This window comes from Lonsdalea quercina subsp. quercina (genome assembly GCF_000688695.1).
GTDB lineage: Bacteria > Pseudomonadota > Gammaproteobacteria > Enterobacterales > Enterobacteriaceae > Lonsdalea > Lonsdalea quercina_D.
Genome location: NZ_JIBQ01000031.1, coordinates 1 through 2,083, shown reverse-complemented (window position 1 = coordinate 2,083; position 2,083 = coordinate 1). Strand labels below are relative to the sequence as shown.

General features: G+C 60.5%; 1 protein-coding gene. It reads right to left on the bottom strand.

Going from position 1 to position 2,083, the window contains the following annotated elements:
* Nucleotides 1-2,025, bottom strand: a 2,025-nt coding sequence (locus SB13_RS16905) for an Ig-like domain-containing protein (protein WP_463605568.1), incomplete at its 3' end; no start/stop codon positions are given.
* Nucleotides 2,026-2,083: the final 58 nt, after the last annotated feature.

The window sequence follows — 2,083 nt, the reverse complement described above, 5'->3', positions numbered from 1 at the left end:
TTCCGCATGGATCTGCGAGTTACCGGCCAGTACGTCGCCCGGTACGCTGACGCTCCAGACGTTGCCGTTATCGGAGGCCGTGACTGTGGTCTGGTANGACTGGTCGCCAATGGTCACGGTGACCGTGTCGCCGACCTGCACATCGTTGCCCACACGGCCAGTCACGTTCTGATTCTGGCCCGCTTCCGCGATATTGACGGTGTTATCACCGGTCACATCGTCGATGGTGATCGACGCTTCCGGTGCCGCCGTATCGACCGTATAACCATGATCGGCAGATGCCGTAGTCGGGTTACCCGCTGCGTCCGTCGTCGTCACTTCCGCATAAATTTCATTGTTACCGGCCAGTACATCACCCGGTACGCTGACGCTCCAGACATTGCCATTATCCGACGCGGTGACGGTGGTCTGATATGACTGGTCGCCGATGGTCACGGTGACCGTATCGCCCACCTGCACGTCGTTGCCGACGCGGCCGGTGATAGCCTGCGGCTGACCCGCTTCGGCGATGTTGACGGTGTTATCGCTGGTCACGTCGTCGATGGTGATGGATGCTTCCGGCGCCGCCGTATCAACAGAGTAGCCGTGATCGGCAGATGCCGTAGTCGGGTTACCGGCTGCGTCCGTCGTCGTCACTTCCGCATGAATTTCAGTGTTACCGGCCAGTACGTCGCCCGGTACGCTGACGCTCCAGACATTGCCGTTATCGGAGGCGGTGACGGTAGTCTGGTAAGACTGATCGCCGATGGTCACGGTGACCGTGTCGCCCACCTGCACGTCGTTGCCGACGCGGCCGGTGATAGCCTGAGGCTGACCGGCTTCGGCGATATTGATGGTGTTGTCACCGGTCNCATCGTCGATGGTGATGGATGCTTCCGGCGCCGCCGTATCAACGGAATAGCCGTGATCGGCAGATGCCGTGGTCGGGTTACCCGCCGCATCCGTAGTAGTGACTTCCGCATGAATTTCATTGTTACCGGCCAGCACCTCGCCCGGTACGCTGACGCTCCAGACGTTGCCGTTATCGGAGGCGGTGACGGTGGTCTGATACGACTGGTCGCCAATGGTCACGGTGACCGTGTCGCCGACCTGGACGTCGTTGCCCACACGACCGGTCACGTTCTGGCTCTGACCGGACTCGGCGATATTCACCGTGTTATCGGCGGTCACATCATCGATGGTGATGGCCGCTTCCGGCGCGGCGGTGTCGACTGCATAGCTGTGGTCAGCACCGGCAGTGGTGGCGTTGCCTGCACCATCGGTAGTGGTGACTTCAGCATGGATCTGGCTGTTACCGGCCAGTACGTCGCCCGGTACGCTGACGCTCCAGACGTTGCCGTTATCCGACGCGGTGACGGTAGTCTGGTAAGACTGATCGCCAATGGTCACGGTGACCGTGTCGCCGACCTGCACGTCGTTGCCCACACGGCCGGTCACGTTCTGATTCTGACCGGCTTCGGCGATATTGACGGTGTTATCTGCCGTTACATCGTCAATGGTGATCGATGCTTCCGGCGCTGCGGTGTCGACTGCATAGCTGTGGTCAGCACCGGCAGTCGTGGCGTTGCCTGCACCATCGGTAGTGGTCACTTCGGCGTGGATCTGCGAATTACCGGCCAGTACATCGCCCGGTACGCTCACACTCCACACGTTGCCGTTATCCGACGCCGTCACGGTGGTCTGATAAGTTTGATCGCCAATAGTGACTGTCACCGTATCGCCGACCTGTACGTCGTTGCCGACGCGGCCGGTGATAGCCTGCGGCTGACCCGCTTCGGCGATGTTGACGGTGTTATCACCGGTCACATCATCGATAGTGATGCTCGCTTCCGGTGCCGCCGTATCAACGGAATAANCGTGGTCTGCCGTGGCAGTCGTTGGGTTACCTGCCGCATCGGTGGTGGTGACTTCGGCATGAATGTCATTGTTACCGGCCAGTACCTCACCCGGCACCGTAACGCTCCATACGTTGCCGTTATCGGAGGCGGTGACGGTGGTCTGGTAAGACTGATCGCCAATGGTCACGGTGACCGTGTCGCCGACCTGCACATCGTTGCCCACACGGCCGGTCACGTTCTGGCTC